The following is a 19,675-nucleotide window of genomic DNA, read 5'->3' as shown; positions in this document are numbered from 1 at the left end:
CGGTCCAAGCGCCAGGGACTCCGCGTGCGCCTCAGCGTGGGCCTCAGCGTGCGGCCACCGAGGCGCGCAGCTTTTCGGTCAGCCGCAGCAGCTCCTGCTGTTCGGCCCTGCTGAGGGCCGGCCCCACGAGTGCGGCGATGTCGCGGACATGTTCCCGGCCGATCTGCTTCTGGAGTTCCCAGCCGGCCTCCGTGAGCTTGATCAGCACCCCCCGCCCGTCGTTCGGGGCGGGCGTCCGTTCCACGTAGCCGCGCTTTTCGAGCCGTTCGACAAGCCGGCTCAGGCTGGACTGGCTCAGCAGCACGTGGTCGTTGAGCTCGTTCTGGCGCAGCCACCCGGACGGGCAACGGGACAGTGTGAACAGTACGTCATACTCGTTGACGGCGAGGCTCTTGAACGCGGGGCCCGCCTGCAGCCGGCGCATCACGGCCACCTGGGCGCGGAACAGGGATTCCCAGGTCTCCGCGGCCAGGCGCACCGGTGATTCTGTGGCCCTGGCGGACATTACGCTTCCTGATCTGCGGGTTCGCCGGCGGGCTGGCCTGCTGCCGCCAGGGACGCTGCGACGCGTCCGGCGTGGGTGGGCGGCTCCGGGACGTGGGCCGGGGTGAGGGCGGCGTATTCCTTCCGAAGGACCGGCAGCACCTCTTCGCCGAACAGGTCCAGCTGTTCCAACACGGTCTTCAGCGGCAGGCCGGCATGGTCGATCAGGAAGAGCTGGCGCTGGTAGTCGCCGAAGTACTCGCGGAAGGTGAGGGTCTTTTCGATGACTTCCTGCGGGCTGCCGACGGTCAGCGGGGTCTGCGAGGTGAAGTCCTCCAGCGAGGGGCCGTGGCCGTAGACCGGGGCGTTGTCGAAGTAGGGGCGGAACTCCTTGACGGCGTCCTGGGAGTTTTTCCGCATGAAGAACTGTCCGCCGAGGCCGACGATTGCCTGGTCTGCCTTGCCGTGCCCGTAGTGCTCATAGCGTTCGCGGTAGAGATTGATCAGCTGCTGGTAGTGCTCTTTGGGCCAGAAGATGTTGTTCGCGAAGAAGCCGTCGCCGTAGTAGGCAGCCACCTCCGCGATCTGGGGCGTGCGGATGGAGCCGTGCCACACGAAGGGGGCGACGCCGTCGAGCGGGCGCGGCGTCGAGGTAAAGTTCTGCAGCGGCGTGCGGAACTTGCCGGACCAGTTGACGGTGTCCTCGTCCCAGAGCCGGCGGAGCAGGCTGTAGTTCTCGATGGCAAGCTCAACGCCGTCCTGGATGTTCTTGCCGAACCAGGGGTAGACGGGGGCGGTGTTGCCACGGCCCAGGACCAGGTCCACGCGGCCGTCGGCTAGGTGCTGGAGCATCGCGAAGTCCTCGGCGATTTTCACCGGGTCATTAGTGGTGATCAGCGTCGTCGCCGTCGACAGGATGATGCGCTCGGTCTGGGCCGCGATGTACGCGAGCGTGGTGGTGGGGGAGGACGAGAAGAACGGGCGGTTATGGTGCTCGCCGATGGCGTAGACATCCATGCCGATTTCCTCGACCTTTTTGGCGATCGCCACGGATGCCTTGATGCGCTCGTGTTCGGTCGGGGTGCGGCCCGTGGTGGGGTCGGTAGTGATGTCGCTGACGCTGAATACGCCGATCTGCATGGTGTGCCTTTCCGTGGCCGGGGGATCCGGGAGCTGTTACTACTATAGCCGATTTATATGCGTTTGCATCTATCGATCGGTATAACGCCCGCTCCGGTTGAATATTCCCGCCGTTGCCACGGGTGGCCGGTGTCGTCCTCCAGGGGCCCGGGAGGGGCCAGCGGCGGCCGCTGCCCCGGTCCCTCCCGGGGCCAGCGGCGGCCGCTGCCCCGGTCCCTCCCGGCCTCCCGGCTCTGGGTTAGGCGAACCGCTCGGGTCGGAAGGTGGCCAGCATCGGGTGTTTGTTGCCGGTCAGTATCTCCCCGGCCAGCAGCTCGCCCGCGATGAGTCCGAGCGTTGCGCCGGAATGTGTGAAGGCGACAAAGCATCCGGGGACCTTCTCCAGCTCGCCCAGGACAGGCTCGCCGTCCCCGGGGATGGGCTTGTGGCCGATCTTCCAGGAGGCGGGCTTAAGCTCCGGGTTGCCGGCGAGAAGCTTTGAGGCCTCGTCAGCCAGCTCCTGGACAACCTCATCGGGGATCGAGAATGTTCCATCCGCGTGCCCGGTGATGTCGGCCTCGTACCAGTCGTGATCCAGGGCAAGCGTGTTTCCCGGGTTGGGCCGCATAGCCGCCCGCGGCGTGTTCAGCACGGCTTCGAGGTCGTGCTCGAGGGGTTTGGTGATCACCAGCATGGACACGGGCGAGCCGTTGGGGATCTCGACCCCCAGAGGTGCCACGACAGCCGGCGTTGCGGCGCCGCAGGCAACCAGGACGGCGTCGGCGTCGTGGACGGCCCCCGAGCCGAGCTCGACGCCCGTGGCCCGTCCGTCCGTAACCACGACGGAGGCTTTGCCGGCATTCAGGACGAGTTCGCCGCCGAGGCTGTGAAATTCTGCCATCAGGAAATCGACCAGGTCCGGGAGGCTGACCCAGCCCTCGCCCGGGTTGAAGACCGCATTTTCCGGGACGGCTGTGGCGTCCACGCCGGGCGTGGCCGCCGCGATGCGGTCCGCGGTGAGCAGCCTGGAGTCGTAGGCCCTGTTCCGCTCGTAGGCGGAACGGGCCTCCGTGGCGTCGGCCTGCCCGGCGGCATTCCACATGAGGCCGCCATCGAACCGGAGCCAGTCCCTGGCCGGGTCCGAGGCGAACAGGGTCCGGTAGCGGTCCACTCCGGCGATCCGGAGCTGGTGGTAGGGCGTGGACCGTTCACCTGCCGAATTCAGCCAGGACAGGGAGCGGCCGCTGGCCTCGCTGGCCAGGCCGCGCTCGGTGAGCAGCAGCACGGACGCGCCTGCGCGCAGCAGATGGACGGCCGTGGAAACGCCAAGGATACCGCCGCCGATGACGGCAACGCGCGGAACGGAAACTTCGGAGGACATAGAAACTCTCTTTCTGGGGGCGGGGCTCGGGGACGAAGACGTCAGGCGCCGGCGTGGATTTCTTCGATGATTTTCAGGACGTTGAGGGCTTCCGCGGGGTCTACGGGCAATGGCCCACGACCGCGGAGGGCCTCGGAGAGGAGCTGGTAGAACTGCGGGTAGCTGCCACGTTGGGCCGGGACGGGAGTGGTGGCGCCGTCGATGCCCAGTTCGCCCCACGCAGTTTCCGGTTCGAGGCCGTAGCCGGGATCGGTGGGCAGCATTCCGGCTGCGAGGGCAGGCTCCTGGAAGTCCAGGCCCCATTTGGTGTAGCCGGCGTCCGAGCCCAGGACATGGAATCTTCGCCCCACCTGGGCGGCCGCACCGTTCATCCACAGCCGGGACCGCACCCCGGACTCGTGGAGCAGGGAAACGAAGGCCTCCTGATCTGCGGCCCCACTGGCCGGATCACGCCGTGCGGTTTCTCCGTAGGTACCGGCCACCGGTCCGAATAGCCGGACGGCCTGGTCGATCAGGTGGGCGCCGAGGTCGTGGAGGATGCCACCTCCGTCCGCAACGGTGGCGGTATCGCGCCAATTGCCGAACCCCTCGGGCCGCCACCATTCAAAGCGTGATTCAAAGCTCGTGACCTCGCCCAGGGCGCCGTCATCGAGGAGTTTCTCGAGGGTCAGAAAGTCGGCGTCCCAGCGGCGGTTCTGGAAGACCGTCAGCTGCACGCCGGCGTCGGCTGCCAGCGAGATCAGCTCCTGCCCTTCGGCCGAGGTGGCCACGAACGGCTTGTCCACCACCACGTGCAGGCCACAGGCGATTGCCGCCGCGGCAAGGCCGAAGTGCGTTGCCGGCGGCGTTCCCAGGACCACAAGGTCCAGGTCGCCGGCCAGTCCGAACAGGACTTCCGGCGTCGGGACGATGCGGGCCCGCGGATGCCGGGACGCCGCGGCGGCGGCACGTTCCGGATCCGCCGTCACAATCACATCGAGGGAGTAGGCAGGGTCCGCCTCGATCAGCGGGGCGTGGAAGACCCGGCCCGAGATTCCGAAGCCCACGATTGCGGTACGGATGGGGGCCTCTGAAGCAGTCTGCATCAGAGCACCTCGGAGAGGAAACGCTGGAGGCGTTCGCTGCGGGGGTTGTCGAAGAGGTCTGCCGGGGACCCGGCTTCCACGACCTCGCCTTCGTCCATGAACACCACCTGGTCTGCGACGCGGCGGGCGAAGCCCATCTCGTGGGTGACGACCACCATAGTCATGCCCCGCTTGGCGAGCGATGCCATCAGGTTCAGGACGCCCTTGACCAGTTCGGGGTCCAGGGCGCTTGTGGCTTCGTCGAAGAGCATGACCTCGGGTTCCATGGCAAGGGCACGGGCGATGGCTACGCGCTGCTGCTGTCCGCCGGAGAGGTCACGCGGGCGGTGGTCTGCCCGTTCTGCGAGGCCCACCTCCGCGAGCCGTCGCCGGGCGCGTTCCGTGGCTTCGGCCTTTGGCATGCCTTTGACGCTCCACAGGGCGAGGGCGACGTTTTCCAGTGCCGTGTGGTCCGGAAAGAGGTTGAAGTGCTGGAAGACCATGCCGATCCGACGCCGAAGGACGTCCGGCTTGACCTGTAGGGCGCTTTCCCCGGCCAGGATCACGTTGCCGCTCTTGGGCTCGTGGAGCCTGTTGACGCCGCGCAGCAGGGTGGACTTTCCCGACCCTGAGGGCCCGATGATGCAGGTGGTGGTCCCCGGTGCAACGGTGACGCTGACCTTGCGGAGCACTTCGACGTCACCGAAGGCCATGGTGAGGTTCTTCAGCTCCAGGCTGGAACCGTTGAAGGTCTGGATGTCGGCGGTGCTGGTGCCGGCGTTGGTGCTCATGTGTTGCTCCCGGTGGTCAGCGGCGATGCCGCGTCGAGTTCCTTGACTTCGTTCAGGCCGCTGCTGGGGGCCGAGGGGCGCCGCTTGCCGGTACGGAAGCGGTTGTCGAAATGATTTACAAGGTGAGTCAGCGGCACGGTGATGACGAGGTAGAAGATGCCGGCCAGGACCAGCGGGGAGAGGTTGCCGGAGAGGACCGCCGCGTCCTGGCCCACGCGGAAGAGTTCGCGCTCGGAGACCAGCAGGCCCAGGAAGTAGACCAGCGAGGAGTCTTTGACGATGGCGATGAACTGGTTGACCAGAGCCGGGAGGACCCGCCGGATGCCCTGCGGAACTACCACCAGGGCCATGGACTTGGCATAGCTCATGCCCAGGGCGCGGCACGCTTCGCCCTGGCCCTTGTCCACGCTAAGGATGCCCGCCCGGAAGATCTCGCCGATATAGGCGCTGGCGATCAGGCTCAGGGCGATGATTCCGAGCGGGTAGGGCGAAGGCCCGAAGATCGACTGGCTCAACCGGGCGAAGCCCTGGCCGATCAGCAGGATGGTGAGGATGGCAGGGAGTCCGCGGAATAGGTCCGTGTAGATCCGGGCCGGGATGCGCAGCCATTTGGAGGGGGAGATCCCCATGATCGCGACAACCATGCCAAGGGCTACGCCGATGATTGTGGCGGCCACGGAGATGATGAGGGTGTTGAGCAGGCCAACGCCCAGGAGTTGGGGCAGGACTTCGGCCATTGCGCCGAAGTCGAAGAAAGTGCGGATGAGGGTGGTAAACCAGTCCATGGTTGCTCTCAGACGTAGTTAGCTGGTGGAACGCCGGGCGGACCGCGCGAGGTGGTCCGCCCGGCCGGAAGCCGGAAGGCTTACTTGCTGGGCGCCGGGGTTGCCGTCTGCTCGGCCTTAGGCAGGTACTGCTCGGGCATCGGGGATCCGGGGAACCACTTCTCGTAGAGCTTCTTCCAGGTGCCGTCTTCCATGGCTGCGGCCAGTCCCTTGTTGAGGGCTTCCCGGAAGGCGGTCTTGCCCTTGGCAACGGCGAACCCGGCCGGAGCATCGAAGGACGGGATGTCGGCGGCGCTCACCAGTCCGTACTGGTCCTGGTAGGCCTTGGCGGCCTCGTAATCCAGGAAATGCGCGTCCACGGAGCCGCTGTTGACGGCGGAGATGGCGGTGTTGTTGTCGGGAAAGCGCACCAGGCTTGCCGAGGTGAAGTTCTTGACCGCGTAGGCCTCCTGCAGCGTGCCCTGCACGACGCCGAGCCGCTTTCCGCCGAGCCCGTCGGCGTCGGCGATGCCGGAGGTCTTGGTGGTGATGACGGTCAGGTAGCCGGCCAGGTAGCCCTCGGAGAAGTCGACCGTCTGTTTGCGCTTGTCCGTGATGCCGATAGCGGCGACGCCGGCGTCGAACTGGCCGTTGGCGACGGCGGCGAGCAGACCGGAGAAGTCCTGGCCGGTGAAGACGACCTTGTCCACACCGGCGCGGTGGGCGACGTCCTTGAAGAGCTCCACGTCGAATCCGGTGAAGTTCCCCGCGGCGTCAGCGAAGGTGTACGGCTTGGAGTCGCCGAGGCTGGCAACGCGGATCGTTCCGGGCTCGATGAGGCCATAGGGATTCTCCGCCGGTGAGGACGAGGCGGAGGACGTGCCGCCGCAGCCGGACAAAGTTAGGACGGCGGCAACGGCAGCGGCGACGAGCACCCCGGGGCGCAGCTTGTTTCGTGTAATCACAGCGTTATTCCAATCGAGGAGGGACGAAGAGGGGCAGGTGGCCGGTGATACCGCCCAATCTGGAGAACCGTCGATGTGACTCTTGCCGAGTCCGGTCTCAGTCCTTAGGATTGAGACCGGACTCACACCGATGGATAGAAATGTAATCGAAGCCACATCGGGCGTCAAGGGTCCGCTAAGAAAGGTCGTAATGAACAGCGATGCCTCCAGGCGACGCGACATCACTGTCGCCGACGTCGCCAAAGCCGCCCAGGTTTCCAAAGCCCAGGCCGCCCGCGCCCTGGGCAATTACGGAGCCGTCAGCGATGACGTGCGGGAACGCGTGCTGGCTGCCGCCGAGGAGCTTCAGTACCGGCCCAACGAGCTTGCGCGCAGCATGAATACGGGAAAGTCGAACACCATCGGCGTGGTGGTCGGCGACATCGAGAACCCGCATTTCGGTCTGGCCACGCGGGGCATCACGGACACGGCCAAGAAGAGCGGCTTCAATGTCATCCTGATCAACACAGACGAGGACACGGCCGCGGAGGTCGACGCCGTCCGGGTCCTCCTGGACAAGCGTGTGGACGGCCTGATCGTGGCGCCCGCCTCGTCCGTGGAGACCGCACACCTACGCCATGTCCACGAGTCCGGCCGCCCGCTGGTGCTGCTGGACCGCAAGGCGCCGGGCCTGGCTGTGGATACCGTGGCCGTCGACATGGAGGGGATTTCCTACGAATCCACCAGCTACCTCATCGAGTCCGGGCACCGGCGGATCGCGTTCATCTCCACGCTCAAGACGGAGGACAACTACCGCGACGGCATGCCGCTGGAGTCCTCGCAGATCGCGGACCGCCGGGACGGTCTGGAAAGGGCCTTCGCGGAGGCAGGACTGGACCGGCCGAACGATCTGGTCCGGCTCAATGCCGGCGATGCCGAGTCGATCAAGAAGATTACCCGGGAGCTGTTGCAGCGCCCGGACCCGTCGACGGCGATCATCGCCTCGGACGGCCTGATAGGGCTCAGCGTCGTGGAGGCGATCCAAGAGCTGGGGCTGTCGATCCCGGAGGATGTCTCGTTCCTGATGTACGACGACTTTGCCTGGACCCGACTTACCACGCCCCCACTGACCGTCATCGCGCAGCCTGTCTATGACATGGGCGTCGCTGCCGCGGCGGCGCTGATCCGGCAGATCGAGGGCCGGAAAGCGTCGGCGGCACCGGAATTCACCGCCACGCTGATCCGGCGGGGCTCGGTGAGCGCGCCTCGCAGCTAGTGCGAGCCGGTCGGGAGGGGGAGCTCCTCGGATTCGGCGTCCCGGTCAGCGCCGGGTTCCGCGTCGTGCGGAGTGGCCTTGGCCCGCCGGCCACGGGAGGCGGCGGCCGGGACGGGCGGCGCGGCAGCCGCCTTCAGCAGCGCCCGCTTCTCCCGCCGGCCTTCCACCAGCCGGTAGAGCACGGGCACCAGCACCAGCGTCAGGGCGGTGGAGGACATCAGCCCGCCGATCACCACAATCGCGAGCGGCTGTGAGATGAAGCCGCCACCGCCGGTCAGGCCCAGCGCCATCGGCGTCAGCGCGAACACGGTGGCCAGGGCGGTCATCAGGATCGGCCGGAGCCGCTGCCGGGCACCATGGGTGATGGCCTCGGCCACGCTCATCCCCGGCTCGCCGTTCCGCGGCTGGCGGTACTGGTTGATGAGATCGATCAGGACAATCGCGTTGGTCACCACGATGCCCACGAGCATCAGCATGCCGATCAGCGACGGCAGGCCCAGCGGCACCCCGGTCACCAGCAGCAGGGCGATGGCCCCGGTGGCGGCGAACGGGACGGAGACCAGCAGGATCAGCGGCTGCACGAGGGACTTGAACGCGGCCACCATGATCACGTAGACAATCGCAATGGCCGCTAGCAGTGCCAGGCCCAGCTGGGCGAAGGACTCCGCCTGCTGCGTCGTCGCGCCGCCGATCGTGGCCGTGACGCCGGGCGGCAGTTCGACGGTTTTCAGCCGGGCCTGGACTTCGGTGCTCACCGCGCCGAGGTTGGAGCCCGACGGCGTGACAGAGACACGCGCGGTCCGCTGGCCGTTGCTGGCGGTGATGGACACGGGAACATCGACCTGCTCCACGGCGGCGATGCTGCTCAGCGGCACCGCTCCGGCCGCGGTGGGCAGCGGGATGTTCCGGACCGCACCGATGCTGGTGAAGCGGGTGCCTTCGCCGATCCGGACCGGGAAATCATTGGTGTCGATGCGGACGGTCCCGGCCGGGATCGGGCTGATGGTGGTGGCGAGCACGCCGGCCACCTGTTCCTCGGTCAGGCCCGCGGCGACCGCCTTGGCGCGGTCCACCTTCACCTGGACGACCGGCTGGCTGGCAGCCAGGTTGGTGGTGACCTCGCTGCTGCCGGGGACCCCGTCGAGGGCCTGGACCAGCGCATCGCTGGCCGCCCGGAGGTCGGAAGTGGTCGCGGCCTTGAGCGTGATGTCGACGGTCGAGGACGTCCCGAACCCGCCCTGCTGGGAGCCGACGGTGATCTTCCCGGCGTCGGGGACCTTGGCGAGCTCACGGCGGACGGTGTCCTGGAGCCTGGCCTGGTTGGCCTTTTCCTCGGTGACTACCGTGAAGCTGGAATTCGAGGCGCCAGCGGAGAGCAGCGCCGAGAAACCGCCCTGGGCGTTTCCGGTGGTGACCTGGACGTCCTTGATGCCGTCAATGTCCCGCAGCACGGTCTCGACTTCGACCGCTGCGGCACTGGCCTCGGCCAGGCTGGTGCCGGCCGGCAGGGCCTGCCGGACGGTCATGCTGTTCTCGCCGGAGCGTCCCAGCAGGTCCGTGGCCAGCAGCGGGGTCATCGCGGCGGTGCCCCCAAGCACCAGCACGGCGGCGATCAGCGTGACCACCGGGTGCTTCTGGGTCTTGCTGAGGACGGGAAGGTAGCCGCGCTGCAGCAGCGTGCGCTGCTCGGCCTCGTGGGCCTTGGCCGCAATCTCCCGCGCGGAGAATCCCTCGGCACCCGCCTTTTCGGCCGGGTTCCGCAGGAACCAGTACGCCAGGACCGGGACGATAGTGAGCGAGACCAGCAGCGAGGACAGCAGCGCGATAGTCACGGTGAGCGCGAAGGGGCGGAAGAGTTCCCCGGCGAGGCCGGCGACGAAGGCGATCGGCAGGAAGACGGCCACGGTGGTCAGGGTGGACGCCGTGATGGCTCCGGCGACCTCCCGGACGGAAGTCAGGATGGCGGTGATCTTCTGCTCGCCGTAGCTGAGGTGGCGCTTGATGTTCTCGATCACCACGATCGAGTCGTCAACGACCCGGCCGATCGCGATCGTGAGCGCTCCGAGGGTCAGGATGTTCAGCGAGTAGCCGGTGGCCGAGAGACCGATAAACGTGATCAGCAGGGACAGCGGGATGGACACCGCGGTCACCAGGGTGGAGCGGACCGACATCAGGAACAGCAGGATCACCGCGACGGCGAAGCCGAGCCCCAGCAGGCCCTCGGTGGTGAGGTCCTTGATCGATTTTTCGATGAACGGCGCCTGGTCGAAGATCGGCGTGAACGTGGCGTTGGAGCCGAGTTCGGCCTCAAGCTGGGGGATGGAGTCCTTCACCGCATGGGAGATGCCCACTGTGTCGCCCTCGGGCTTCTTGGTGACGGACAGGGCGAGGGTTTCCTTGCCGTTGGTGCGGGTGATCGAGGTACGGGCGTCCTCGGTAATGCTGACGTCCGCCACGCTGCCGATGGTGGCGGCGCTTTTGGTGCCGCCCAGCGGGAGGGCCTTGACCGCGTCGAGCGAGTCCACCGGACTGCCGATCTGAAGCGACAGGGTCTTGCCCTGTTCCTCGATGGTTCCGGCCGGGACCAAGGCCCCGTTGTTCCGGAGCGCATTGCCGATCGACGCCAGGGTCGCCCCGGACGCGGCCATTGCATCGGCGCGGGGGAGGATCCTGATGTGCTGGGTCGCGCCGCCGGTCACCTCGGCGGCGCGCACGCCGTCGAGCTTCTGCAGCCGGGGCACGCTGAGCCGGGCGAGGTCGGCGTTCAGTTCGCTGAGCGGCTTGTCGGAGGAGACGGCCAGGAACACGATCGGGAAATCGCTGATGCTGCCGGCGATGGCCTGCGGCTGGACGTCGTCCGGCAGCGAGCGTTTGGCGTTGGAGATGGCCCGGTCGATCTGGTTCCGGGCACGGTCGAGGTTCGAACCGTACGTGAACACCATGCTGATCTGGGAGACGCCGTTCCGCGAGGTGGACGACGTCGACTCCAGGCCCTCGACGCCGTTGAGCGCCGTCTCCAGCGGAGCGCTGACCTGTTTGTCAACGACTTCCGGCGACGCCCCCGGCATCGAGGTGATGACCGTGATCTGCGGAAACTCGATGGACGGGATGAGCTCCTGCTTGAGCGAGGTCATCGTGATCACGCCGAAGACCGACGCGAACACGGTGATCAGCGCGATCAGCGCCCGGTTGGCCAGGGATAGCGTTGCGAGCCGGAACATCTCATGGTCTCCTGGTGGGTCGACGGAGGTACTTCGAAGGGGGAGATCAAAGCGCTGGCGTGCCGCGACCCGGAGTGTGCGTCAGCTTCGGGCGGCGCTGACCGGTTCGAGCTGCAGGGCCTTGGCCGTCTCGGCTTCCAGCCGGGCGGCGAGCTCAGGGTTCTCGTTGAGCTTGACGCCGTAGCCGGGCATCATCTCCTTGAACTTGGACTGCCAGCCCTTGAAGTTCTTCGGGAAGGACTTCTGGAGCAGCTCGATCATGATCGGCACTGCGGTCGATGCGCCCGGGGATGCTCCGAGCAGGGCGCCGATGCTCCCGTCGCGTCCGGCGATGACCTCGGTGCCGAACTGCAGCACGCCCCCCTTCTTCGGATCCTTTTTGATGATCTGAACACGCTGGCCGGCCGTGATGAGTTCCCAGTCGCCGTCTTTTGCTTCCGGGTAGTACTCGCGCAGCGCCTCGACCTTGGCGCCGTGGCGCTTGGCGACTTCCTTCACCAGGTACGCGGTGAGGTCCATGTTGTCCTTGGCGACCGCCAGCATCGGAATGATGTTGGAGGGCCGGATGGACAGCGGCAGGTCCAGGTACGAGCCGTTCTTGAGGAAGTTCGTGGAGAAGCCGGCGTACGGGCCGAACAGCAGGGAACGCTTGCCGTTGACGTAGCGGGTGTCGAGGTGGGGAACGGACATCGGCGGGGCTCCGACGGACGCCTGGCCGTAGACCTTGGCGCTGTGCTGGGCCGCCAGGTTCTCGTCGGTGCAGCGGAAGAACTGTCCGGACACGGGGAAACCGCCGAAACCCTTGCTTTCCGGGATGCCGGAGGCCTGCAGCAGGTGCAGTGCGCCGCCGCCGGCCCCCACGAAGACGAACTTCGCGTGGATCGAGCCGTGCTCACCGGAACGCGGGTGCTTGAGCGCAAGGTCCCATCCGCCGTCGGAGGCGCGCTTGATTCCGGAGACGTCGTGGCCGTAGTTGATTTCCACGCCGTTCTTGCCCAGATACCCGGTCAGCTCACGGGTCAGGGCGCCGAAGTCGACGTCGGTCCCTTCCGCCGCCCGGGTTGCCGCGATGCGCTGTTTCGGGTCGCGGCCCTTGACGATCAGGGGGGCCCACTTGGCGATCTGGGCGTGGTCCTCGGAGTACTCCATGGAGCGGAACAGCGGGTTCGGTTTGAGCGCCTCGTAGCGGTTGCGCAGGAACTTGGCGTTGGCATCGCCGATCACGAAGCTCATGTGCGGGACCGTGTTGATGAAGCCCTTGGGCGAGCCGATCATCCCGTTGCTGACCAGATGGGACCAGAACTGGCGGGAGAGCTGGAACTGCTCGTTGATGAGAAGCGCCTTGCCGGGATCCACCGAGCCGTCTTTGGCTGCGGGGGAGTAGTTGAGCTCACACAGGGCGGCGTGCCCGGTTCCGGCGTTGTTCCACGGCCCGGAGCTTTCCAGACCCGGTTCGTCCAGCTTCTCGAACAAGGAGATGGTCCAGTCCGGCTCGAGCTGCTTCAGGAAAGCGCCCAGCGTGGCGCTCATGATGCCGCCGCCAATCAGGACGACGTCGGCATGTTGGGTCTTGGAAATGAAAGTCACAATCAGTCTCCGATAGCAGCGGGTCTGGCTGTCACAGAATATCCCGCAGTGCCTACTAACTGAAATTGGGTCCGTCCGTCAAGGCTTTAGTTCCACCTTGGTGAAAACTTCATTGAGGACCGGCGATGCCGGGTACTTGAGAACGCGGTCGGAAAGTGCCAGCGCGGAGATCGGAAAGGCAATCGGGACGGCGGGAACGGTCACCGCGATCTGCGCATTGATGGTCTGGTATTGCTCGGTGCGTTCCTTGCCGTCGGCCAGGCCGCGCGCCCGGGCAATCTTGGAGAAGACCTGGGGATCCTGATAGCCAAATTCGCCGGTCTTTTCCCCGAAGAGCGGACCCACGAAGTTGTCCGGGTCCGCGTAGGAACCGTTCCAGCCCAGCAGATGGAGGGCATGGTCGCCGGGGGAGGTGACCTTCTGCAGATACCCCTCGGACCAGTCCACCGGCACCGGCTTGATGTTCAGCCCGACGGCGATCAGTTGCCGGCTGATCTCCGCGTAGACCTTTTCCGGCGTCGGGAGGTAGGGACGGCTGACGTTCAGGGGGTAGTAGAACTTCAGTTCCTCGCCCAGATAGCCGGCCTCGGTGAGCAGCGCCTTGGCCTTCTCGGGGTCATGGCCCAGGGATGGGGCATTGGTGTTGAAGCCACTGAGCTTGGGCGGAACGAACTGGGTGGCCTGGGCGGTGTTGTCGATGAAGAACCGGCGGATCAGAGTGTCCTTGTCCAGGGCCATCTCGATCGCCTGCCGCACCTTGAGGTTCTGCAGGATGGGGACTTCCTGGTTCATGCCCAGGTACATCACGGAGAACGGGTCCCGCTGGATGATCTGCTGGCCGCGCTTGACCAGTTGGTCGAAGTTGCCCACCGTGACGGTGTCGTAGCCATCGATCTTGCCGTCCAGCAGGGCCTGCATCCGTGTCTGCGGCTGATCGTAGGTGACGAAATGGATGGTGCCGATCTGTCCCTTCTCGGCCCAGTAGTCCTTGTTGCTCGACAGCGTGACGTCACCGTCGTTCCAGGAGCTGAAGACGTAGGGACCTGTTCCCACCGGGTGCAGCCCATAGGCGGACACAGCCTGGCCGTCGCGGTTCTGGTTCAGGACGTCGGCGCTTTGTGTGGTGAGCGCCTGCGGCGAGGACATGGCGAAGGCCGGCAGGGTGAGGGCCTGCAAAAAGCCGGTGAAGGGCTGGGTGAGCTCGATCCGGACGTTGTCCTGCGCCAGCGCGGTACAGCCCTTGTAGATCGAGAGCGCGGCCTGGTCGGCATGCGCCTTGAAGACGCCCTTGAAGCTGGTGCCGGTGGCCTGCTGACGGAGCGCCTCGGGGAAATTGAACCAGCGGTCGAAGTTGCTGCAGACGGCTGCTGCGTCGAACGCGGATCCGTCGTGAAAGGTCACCTTGTCCCGGAGCTTGAACGTGTAGGCCCGGCCGTCATTGGCGGCTTGCCATTCGGTGGCGAGCAGCGGCGTGGGCTGGCCCGTTGTCTGGTCGACGCCGACCAGTCCCTCCAAAACCTGCCGGGTGATCCGGTAGGACTCAACGTCCGATACGAGGGCCGGATCGAGGCCGAGGGGCTGCGAGGCCGTGCCGAACGTGAACACGGCAGTGGGGTCGGCGCTGGCGGTGGCTGTTGCTGCCGTCGTCGGGGCCGGGCCGGGCGTCGGGGCGCCGGTGCAGGAGGCGAGCGGAAGCAGGAGCAGGACAGCCCCGATACCGGCTGAAATGCGGCGCCAGGCACTGCTGGCCACTGGACTGCTGGGCACTCGTGAATCACCTCGGGGGAAAGTGGATGGCCCGCCGGCTGCGGACCAGCCCCAGTCTAATTGACGGCCGGGTACCTCAGCTGTCGGACGGCCCCGGAGCAAAGAAGGGGGGAGTAATGAAGGGGCGCAAAAAGGCCGGGCGCAAGAGCCCTGCCGCAAAAGAAGGCCCGCACCTCTCGGTGCGGGCCTTCGTTTCTCCTAGTTGGTCCAGGGAGTCAGGCTGGAGCCGCAGCAGGAGCGCTTAGTGCTGCTTACTTGGGCATCAGAACCGAGTCGACCATGTAAACAGTGGCGTTGGCCGTCTTCACACCGCCGCAGATGACGCTGGCATCGTCCACCTTGAGGGCGTCCTTGGTGCCGGTGACCGTCACGGAACCGCCCTGGACCGTCTTGTGCGTACCGACGATCTTGTCCGGGGTGATCTGGCCGGGAACGACGTGGTAGGTCAGGATCTTGCTGAGCAGGGCATCGTCCGTCTTCAGCGTTTCGATCGTGGCGGCGTCGATCTTCTTGAAGGCGTCATCGACCGGGGCGAAGACCGTGAACTCACTGCCGTTCAGGGTGTCCACCAGGTTGACCTTGGGGTTGAGCTTGCCGGACACGGCCGCGGTCAGGGTGGTGAGGATCGGGTTGTTCGAGGCGGCCACGGCTACCGGGTCCAGAGCCATGCCGGAAACGGAGCCGGCACCACTGGGGACCTGGGCGGCGTAGGCCGCGCAGCCGGCGCCGACGAGGTCGGCGGCCGGGTCCATTGCTGCAGCGGAGGAGCTCATGGACGGCGACGGCGCCATGCTGGAGGCCGACGGCGTCGAAGCCGGAGCCGAGGAGGTGGAAGCCGTGGTGCTGGAACCGCCACAGGCAGTGAGGCTGAGCATTGCTGCAGCAGCGATACCTGCAACGGCGAAAGTGGTGCGCTTGATGGTCTGCATTTTGGTTTCTCCTTATTGTGCCGAGCGTTGCCTGCGGCGGAGTTTTCCGCTTTGGCCCTTTTCCGACTGGTTGGGCACCGACCCTTGGTTGGTGTCTCAATGGGTATTCGCGGGGTCGGAGGAATCGGATGGGTGCGGATTGAAAATGTTTTTTTCGGCCAAGCAAAAGAGCCCCGGTCCGAAGACCGGGGCTCTACATGTGTGCGCAAGGGGGGACTTGAACCCCCACGCCCGAAGGCACAGGAACCTAAATCCTGCGTGTCTGCCAATTTCACCACTCGCGCTCGGCGCCGCTGTCCTGGTGCGAGGACCATCGGCAGCGGATGCCAGCCTCCATTGTACATTTTGACTGCCCTGCCGGGGCCCGGTGGGGCCTAGACGTCCACTTTCAGGTCCCGGCGGAGCTTGGCAACGTGGCCGGTGGCGCGGACGTTGTACTGCGCCGCGGTCACCACGCCCTCCCCGTCGACGACGATCGTGGACCGGATGAGTCCTTCGTAGCTGCGGCCGTAGTTCTTCTTCTCGCCCCAGGCGGCGTACGCCTCGGCCACGGCGTGGTCCTCGTCGGAGAGCAGGGGGAAGTTAAGGCCCTCGGCGGCGGCGAATTTCGCAAGCTTGCCTACGGCGTCGGGGGAGATCCCCACCACCTCGTAGCCGGCGTGCTTCAGGGACGCGAGGGAGTCCCTGAAGTCGCAGGCCTGCTTCGTGCAGCCCGGGGTGGATGCTGCCGGGTAGAAGTAGATCACCGTGCTGCGGCCCCGGAAGTCCCGCAGGCTGATGTCCTCCCCGGCAGAATTCTTAAGGGTGAAGTCCGGCGCCGGGGCTCCGGGAATGAGTCGTTCAGGCAAGATATGTTCTCCTTCGCAGGGTGGGGTATCCCAGCCTAATGAGCCTTGGTGCGGGCGACGAATCCGGCGCTCGCTATACTCATTGGTATGCCTGATATGGATCGCTGGCCCACTGGGCGCCTATTGTCCACGGCTGCACGCCTTGTTGAACACTCCTGGAATGAAAAACTGGGGGCCATCGGGCTGACGCACGCCGGGGTCATCGCCATGGAAGTGCTCTCCGCCAACGGACCCATGACGCAGGCCCAACTGGCGCAACTGGTTCGTGTGCAAGCCCAAACAATGGGGAAGACGCTCAGCCGTCTGGAAGCGCACGGACACATCTCCCGGGAGCGCAGCACGTCCGACCGGCGCAGCCATGTAGTCACCCTGACGGACCGCGGACGCGAGGCCGTTGGTGCTGCCGCGGACATGGAGCGTTCCGTGCTTGCCGCAGCCTCGATTGACCCCGACGTCCTCCGGCAGGAACTGCAGGCGGTCGTCAAAGAGCTGGCCACGCGCATTTCCTCTCCCGAAGCCAAGGCCATGGTCGCGGCCGCTGATCCGGCCATAGGCGTCGAGGCCACCCAAATCAGCTGACGCAGAGGAACGCCCCCCGCCCGCCCCGTCTGTTCGCAGCAGCGTGGGGAAGCGGAGGGCGCCCGATGGCCTGAAGGCTGATGCCCTATTGCCCGGTATTACCGGCTGCCAGGTTTGGCGGGATCGTTCCCGGGCCCTTGTCCGACTTGTGTTCGCGTTCAGCGGCGCTGCGGGTGTCGCTGGCTGCAGTTCCGTCAGAATCCCCTGCCGCGTCCACCAGGCCGTTGGTCTGGTCAAAGGGATGCGTGGCCGCGCGGTCGGTCAGCGGTTCGGCCGTGCCGACGCCTGACCCCGAGGCCGTCCCGGCCGCCGGGAAGACACTTCCAGAGGTGCCTGTCGGTGGCAACTGCTCCGAACTCACGGCGCCCGTCCGGGGCGCCGCTCCCACGTCCTCGACGCGGACCGTGTCGTCGCTCTCCTTGCCGCGTGCGGCCGCCACACCGACTGCCGCGGCTGCGGCCAAGCCAACTCCGGCAGCGACCTTTCCTGACACCCCGGCCTTGCCGGAATCACCGCGGGAGGCGGCGGCGTCGTCGACTCCGGGCGTGCCCGCCGATCCCTCGGCACCTACATTTCCCCGCCAGGCGCCTGAAGCGTAGCCCTCATCCTCAATGAACTCCTTGAACCGTTCGAGGTCCTTTTCAGCCTGCCGCTCGACAACGTTGAGTTTGTCGCCGACACTTTCCACGAGGCCCTCGGGCTCATACTCGAGGCTCAGTGCGATGGAGGTTTGCGCGCCGCCGAGATCCTCGAAGGTTACCGAACCTGCGTTGGTGGCCCCGGAGGTCGCCGCCCAGGCCACCTTCCGGTCTGGGGTCTGCTCAAGGATCCTGGCCTCCCACTGCCGCCGGACGCCGGCGATTTCGGCAACCCACTCAAGGCGGTCGTCACTGAGTTGCTTGACGCTCTTGACCCCACCCATGAAATGCGGGAACTCCTCGAACTGTGTCCACTGGTTGTATGCCGTACTGACGGGCACGTTAACGAGGATGCGTTTTTCAACCTTGGTGCTCACAATGTCTCTCCTTTGAGTCGATCAATGTCCTGACGTACAGTTCTAATTCGTCAGTAGGCTTACTATAACTGCCTGATCGATGCGGAACCAGAACGGACAATGATCTGACGGCGGCTCCGCCCAGCGTGTCCCGCGTGTCCAGTCCCGGCCGGGGGGCGCTCCCGATAGGGTCGTTTCATGGACTCGCCGACGCCTCTGGAGCTGGAAGGGCAGCGCTCCATCAACGAGCTGCTCGACGAGCCAATCGGTGACCGTCCCATCCAGCTTGAGCTACCGATCCCGGGCCGCCTCCGGCCGACAGCCCGGCGGGTCGGCCGAGCAACCGTGACCCGCAGCCGGGGACGTTAGAAGCTTTCCTTGGCAAGGGCCGCGGCCTCGGGCGGCGTCCCGCGTCCGAGGCGGCCATCGAGGGCGACCCGCAACCTGGCCGCCGCCACCTGTAAACGCCGATCAGCGGCCTGCTCGCCGGCCCCGGACGCCGGGCGGGCCGAAGGCGCATATGCCCTGTTCCGTCCGGCGTCCTCGACGGACTGCCAAGCGAGATCGAGAAGTTCGAGCTCCTCGTCCCGGGCCAGCCCGCTCTGGGCCAGTACCGCAAGGGTGGCCAGGCCAAGGGACTTGGAATGCTGATCGTCCCGCAGGGCGTGGTCCAGGGCCCACTGTGTCCGCTTCCACCATTCAGAACGGTCGTCGGCGTCCGACTTTTGCAGCAGGGCGTTCGCGTCGGCGATGGTCCGCTGCCGCAGCGTGCGCCAGCTGATCGCCGCACCGATGACCGCGGCAACCACGACGGCGAGCGGACCCAGGGCGGCGAGGACCTCCCACCAGGCGGCCTGGACGGAAGCTGCGGGCGCGGGGAACGGGGACGGAGTCACGGCACCAGCCTAGGCCGCGGTTCCGCGTCAGCGGACTCTTTCCTGTCTGGGTCGTCCCATGGCCGCTGGAGCTAGCGAAAATCAAGGTTCGTGGAGAGCTGACCTGCGCAATCTACGCATTTTTGACAGATGGAGGAAGGTCCCGATGCGGTAGCATCCACCCGGGGGTGAATCGCCCCTGCATTCTTATTTGGGGGAGAACTTGAAAGCACGCACCACCCACCTTCTCGCTGTCGCAACACTGACCGGAATCCTGCTTGCCGGCACCGCATGCGGCGCCCCGCAGGCAGCCACCCAGCCCGTTACCACGGCGCCGACGGCGACAGCGACCGCGGAACCCTCGCCGACTGCCACGGCAACCACGACCGCTTCTGTGCCGGCTGCGACAGAGACGGCCGCACCCGCACCCGAGACGCCCAAAGCTGCTGGCCTGGAGACCTTCACGTTCCCGGACGGCCATGTCTCCTTCAGCCACCCGGCCGGCTGGACCGTGAAGGTCAAGCCGGGCCCCGCGCTGAATGCCGAAGCCCAGAAGACCTCGTTCGATGCGACCGTCTCGGATGCATCCGGCACGGAGCTGGCCCAGGTCCTCAGCGGTATGTATGGTGACGGCGCCTCCGGTCCGGCCAAGCGGACCATCCTGGACCACGCACCCGTGCCTGGGGTCACCGACATGAGCGGGGAAGCCACGGAGTTCGGCTTCGCCTATGACGAGTTCCCGGGAAGCACCGGCGGGCCCTACTACTTCATGGACGTCCGGAACGCCAGCGAATACCTGGCCACGATTGATTCCTCAGGCTCCAACCAAGTCCTCCTGCCCAACGGTGTCCTGATTGGTGCGGTCATCGTCGGCGAACGAGGGGTCCCGACCCCGGCTTTCAAGTCGCCCGACGCAGCGAAGGCCTGGATGGGCACCCAACAGTACGCCCAGCTCAAGGCGATGCTGCTGAGCCTAACCTACAAGTAGGATGCGGGCATGAGGCAAACCGCCCGAACGGCTGGAGCAGCGGCGCTCCTTCTCTGCGCCGTGTC

The 19,675-nt window shown here is 66.2% G+C and carries 18 protein-coding genes and 1 tRNA gene; 4 read left to right on the top strand and 15 right to left on the bottom strand.

What is annotated here, in order from left to right; all coding sequences use genetic code 11:
- Nucleotides 1–43: 43 nt before the first annotated feature.
- The 7 genes from OM977_RS12950 to OM977_RS12920 form a co-directional block, all read right to left on the bottom strand.
- Nucleotides 44–505 carry a MarR family winged helix-turn-helix transcriptional regulator gene (locus OM977_RS12950; protein WP_264354348.1) on the bottom strand — a complete coding sequence of 154 codons (462 nt, stop codon included), beginning with the start codon at nt 503–505 and terminating at the stop codon, nt 44–46.
- On the bottom strand, nt 505–1,623 hold the full coding sequence (locus OM977_RS12945) for an LLM class flavin-dependent oxidoreductase (RefSeq protein WP_264354347.1): 1,119 nt from the start codon (nt 1,621–1,623) through the stop codon (nt 505–507). Before OM977_RS12945 ends, OM977_RS12950 begins: the two co-directional genes overlap by 1 nt.
- A 238-nt stretch (nt 1,624–1,861) precedes the next feature.
- Nucleotides 1,862–2,983, bottom strand: coding sequence for an NAD(P)/FAD-dependent oxidoreductase (locus OM977_RS12940; RefSeq protein WP_264354346.1), 1,122 nt, complete (start codon nt 2,981–2,983; stop codon nt 1,862–1,864).
- A gap of 41 nt (nt 2,984–3,024) precedes the next feature.
- A complete protein-coding gene (locus tag OM977_RS12935) occupies nt 3,025–4,068 on the bottom strand; it encodes a Gfo/Idh/MocA family protein (RefSeq protein WP_264354345.1) in 1,044 nt (347 codons plus the stop codon).
- Nucleotides 4,068–4,838 carry an amino acid ABC transporter ATP-binding protein gene (locus OM977_RS12930; protein WP_264354344.1) on the bottom strand — a complete coding sequence of 257 codons (771 nt, stop codon included), beginning with the start codon at nt 4,836–4,838 and terminating at the stop codon, nt 4,068–4,070. Before OM977_RS12930 ends, OM977_RS12935 begins: the two co-directional genes overlap by 1 nt.
- Nucleotides 4,835–5,623 carry an amino acid ABC transporter permease gene (locus OM977_RS12925; RefSeq protein ID WP_264354343.1) on the bottom strand — a complete coding sequence of 263 codons (789 nt, stop codon included), beginning with the start codon at nt 5,621–5,623 and terminating at the stop codon, nt 4,835–4,837. Before OM977_RS12925 ends, OM977_RS12930 begins: the two co-directional genes overlap by 4 nt.
- 80 nt (nt 5,624–5,703) lie before the next feature.
- Nucleotides 5,704–6,564, bottom strand: a complete 861-nt coding sequence (locus tag OM977_RS12920; protein WP_442960730.1) for an ABC transporter substrate-binding protein — start codon at nt 6,562–6,564, stop codon at nt 5,704–5,706.
- A 193-nt stretch (nt 6,565–6,757) separates the two neighbouring features.
- Between OM977_RS12920 and OM977_RS12915 the strand changes: the two genes are divergently transcribed.
- On the top strand, nt 6,758–7,822 hold the full coding sequence (locus tag OM977_RS12915; RefSeq protein WP_264354342.1) for a LacI family DNA-binding transcriptional regulator: 1,065 nt from the start codon (nt 6,758–6,760) through the stop codon (nt 7,820–7,822).
- Here the strand turns inward: OM977_RS12915 and OM977_RS12910 are convergent.
- The 6 genes from OM977_RS12910 to bcp form a co-directional block, all read right to left on the bottom strand.
- Nucleotides 7,819–11,043: an efflux RND transporter permease subunit gene (locus OM977_RS12910; protein ID WP_264354341.1), complete on the bottom strand. Its 3,225-nt coding sequence runs from the start codon at nt 11,041–11,043 to the stop codon at nt 7,819–7,821. The two genes, OM977_RS12915 and OM977_RS12910, sit on opposite strands and share 4 nt — an antisense overlap.
- An 81-nt stretch (nt 11,044–11,124) precedes the next feature.
- Nucleotides 11,125–12,630, bottom strand: coding sequence for a malate:quinone oxidoreductase (locus tag OM977_RS12905; RefSeq protein WP_264354340.1), 1,506 nt, complete (start codon nt 12,628–12,630; stop codon nt 11,125–11,127).
- A 78-nt stretch (nt 12,631–12,708) separates the two neighbouring features.
- Complete coding sequence (locus tag OM977_RS12900; RefSeq protein ID WP_264357410.1) at nt 12,709–14,382, bottom strand: ABC transporter substrate-binding protein; 1,674 nt, start codon at nt 14,380–14,382, stop codon at nt 12,709–12,711.
- 266 nt (nt 14,383–14,648) lie between these two features.
- Nucleotides 14,649–15,326 (bottom strand): fasciclin domain-containing protein, encoded by a 678-nt coding sequence (locus OM977_RS12895; RefSeq protein ID WP_264354339.1) that lies wholly within the window; start codon nt 15,324–15,326, stop codon nt 14,649–14,651.
- Between the two features lie 202 nt (nt 15,327–15,528).
- A tRNA-Leu gene (locus OM977_RS12890) sits at nt 15,529–15,610 on the bottom strand.
- A 90-nt stretch (nt 15,611–15,700) separates the two neighbouring features.
- Nucleotides 15,701–16,174 (bottom strand): thioredoxin-dependent thiol peroxidase, encoded by a 474-nt coding sequence (bcp, locus tag OM977_RS12885; protein WP_264354338.1) that lies wholly within the window; start codon nt 16,172–16,174, stop codon nt 15,701–15,703.
- Nucleotides 16,175–16,270: 96 nt separating this feature from the next.
- Here bcp and OM977_RS12880 point away from each other — a divergent pair, with 96 nt between their 5' ends.
- Nucleotides 16,271–16,753 (top strand): MarR family winged helix-turn-helix transcriptional regulator, encoded by a 483-nt coding sequence (locus OM977_RS12880; protein ID WP_264357409.1) that lies wholly within the window; start codon nt 16,271–16,273, stop codon nt 16,751–16,753.
- Nucleotides 16,754–16,838: 85 nt separating this feature from the next.
- Here the strand turns inward: OM977_RS12880 and OM977_RS12875 are convergent, their stop codons facing one another.
- Complete coding sequence (locus tag OM977_RS12875) at nt 16,839–17,768, bottom strand: SRPBCC family protein (protein ID WP_264354337.1); 930 nt, start codon at nt 17,766–17,768, stop codon at nt 16,839–16,841.
- A gap of 177 nt (nt 17,769–17,945) precedes the next feature.
- Between OM977_RS12875 and OM977_RS12870 the strand changes: the two genes are divergently transcribed.
- Nucleotides 17,946–18,116 carry a hypothetical protein gene (locus OM977_RS12870; RefSeq protein WP_264354336.1) on the top strand — a complete coding sequence of 57 codons (171 nt, stop codon included), beginning with the start codon at nt 17,946–17,948 and terminating at the stop codon, nt 18,114–18,116.
- On the opposite strand, the gene OM977_RS12865 is transcribed toward OM977_RS12870, so the two are convergent.
- Complete coding sequence (locus OM977_RS12865) at nt 18,113–18,643, bottom strand: hypothetical protein (RefSeq protein WP_264354335.1); 531 nt, start codon at nt 18,641–18,643, stop codon at nt 18,113–18,115. The genes OM977_RS12870 and OM977_RS12865 overlap by 4 nt on opposite strands.
- A 202-nt stretch (nt 18,644–18,845) precedes the next feature.
- On the opposite strand from OM977_RS12865, the gene OM977_RS12860 reads away from it, so the two are divergent.
- Nucleotides 18,846–19,610 carry a hypothetical protein gene (locus OM977_RS12860; RefSeq protein ID WP_264354334.1) on the top strand — a complete coding sequence of 255 codons (765 nt, stop codon included), beginning with the start codon at nt 18,846–18,848 and terminating at the stop codon, nt 19,608–19,610.
- Nucleotides 19,611–19,675: the final 65 nt, after the last annotated feature.

This window comes from Pseudarthrobacter sp. MM222, assembly GCF_947090775.1.
GTDB lineage: Bacteria > Actinomycetota > Actinomycetes > Actinomycetales > Micrococcaceae > Arthrobacter.
Note: the sequence above shows the minus strand (reverse complement) of the source record. Positions and strands in the feature narration are given on the sequence as shown.

Coding starts and splice junctions, on each gene's coding strand:
- OM977_RS12910 (WP_264354341.1), bottom strand. CDS start 11,043: ATGTTCCGGCTCGCAACGCTATCCCTGGCCAACCGGGCGCTGATCGCG.
- OM977_RS12950 (WP_264354348.1), bottom strand. CDS start 505: ATGTCCGCCAGGGCCACAGAATCACCGGTGCGCCTGGCCGCGGAGACC.
- OM977_RS12870 (WP_264354336.1), top strand. CDS start 17,946: ATGGACTCGCCGACGCCTCTGGAGCTGGAAGGGCAGCGCTCCATCAAC.
- OM977_RS12945 (WP_264354347.1), bottom strand. CDS start 1,623: ATGCAGATCGGCGTATTCAGCGTCAGCGACATCACTACCGACCCCACC.
- OM977_RS12915 (WP_264354342.1), top strand. CDS start 6,758: ATGAACAGCGATGCCTCCAGGCGACGCGACATCACTGTCGCCGACGTC.
- OM977_RS12930 (WP_264354344.1), bottom strand. CDS start 4,838: ATGAGCACCAACGCCGGCACCAGCACCGCCGACATCCAGACCTTCAAC.
- OM977_RS12925 (WP_264354343.1), bottom strand. CDS start 5,623: ATGGACTGGTTTACCACCCTCATCCGCACTTTCTTCGACTTCGGCGCA.
- OM977_RS12940 (WP_264354346.1), bottom strand. CDS start 2,983: ATGTCCTCCGAAGTTTCCGTTCCGCGCGTTGCCGTCATCGGCGGCGGT.
- OM977_RS12895 (WP_264354339.1), bottom strand. CDS start 15,326: ATGCAGACCATCAAGCGCACCACTTTCGCCGTTGCAGGTATCGCTGCT.
- OM977_RS12935 (WP_264354345.1), bottom strand. CDS start 4,068: ATGCAGACTGCTTCAGAGGCCCCCATCCGTACCGCAATCGTGGGCTTC.
- OM977_RS12880 (WP_264357409.1), top strand. CDS start 16,271: ATGGATCGCTGGCCCACTGGGCGCCTATTGTCCACGGCTGCACGCCTT.